The 647-nt window shown below is 50.1% G+C and carries 2 protein-coding genes; both read left to right on the top strand.

All coding sequences use genetic code 11. From position 1 onward, the window contains the following. Positions 1-35 precede the first annotated feature (35 nt). Entirely contained in the window at positions 36-245 is a 210-nt protein-coding gene (locus tag CHM34_RS18340; protein ID WP_094266048.1) for a hypothetical protein, read from the top strand. A gap of 43 nt (positions 246-288) precedes the next feature. Then, entirely contained in the window at positions 289-543 is a 255-nt protein-coding gene (locus CHM34_RS18335; protein WP_094266047.1) for a hypothetical protein, read from the top strand. Positions 544-647: the final 104 nt, after the last annotated feature.

Genomic DNA, 647 nt, shown 5'->3' with positions numbered 1-647 from the left:
ACGCCTGGCGAGATCAAGTTCAAAGTGGAAGTTGAGTGAAAAACTACAGGCCGCCGGGGAGCCTTAATCCCCGGACACACGACCAAGGTGGAGGGCTCAGGATAAAAACGGAACTGGAAATCAAGGGGAAGTTGCTGGAGGCGGTGGCCTTGGTGGACATGGCAGCCGACGCAATCGACGGAGAAAAGAAAGAGCAACTGAAGCGAATTTCAACCGAGATTTTTGACATTGAATGTGACATCTGAGGCCGAACGGGGCTACTCCGGTATCTCAAAGGAGGCGGGGCAAGTGTCTGAAAAGAACCAGGTAGAACGGTATGGATTCCAGGTATGGAAAGAAGATGTAGACGGAGTGGGTGAGATCATCCATGATGGATTTGCCCAGGCACGGGGTTTCGATCGAGCCGTACAAATGGTTCGTAACACGCTCCGGAAGAATCATCTGGATTTTGAATCACTTGGTTGGACCGTCTGGTTGGAAAAAGACAATCGGATCTATCAAGAGTTTAAGGGCAATGAGTTGGTAGAGGAGGGGACGGTCTAATGTTTGTATACGGGGGAAAATGCTCGCTCTGTGACGAGGTCAAAACCGGTATTCCGCATCGTCAACTGGGCTATGTTTGCCTTGAGTGTCTTGTATTTAGCTAC

This window comes from Paludifilum halophilum, assembly GCF_002245355.1.
GTDB classification, from domain to species: Bacteria; Bacillota; Bacilli; order Thermoactinomycetales; family DSM-45169; genus Paludifilum; species Paludifilum halophilum.
The sequence above is the reverse complement of the archived record's forward strand: the minus strand, read 5'-3'. Positions and strand labels throughout refer to the sequence as shown.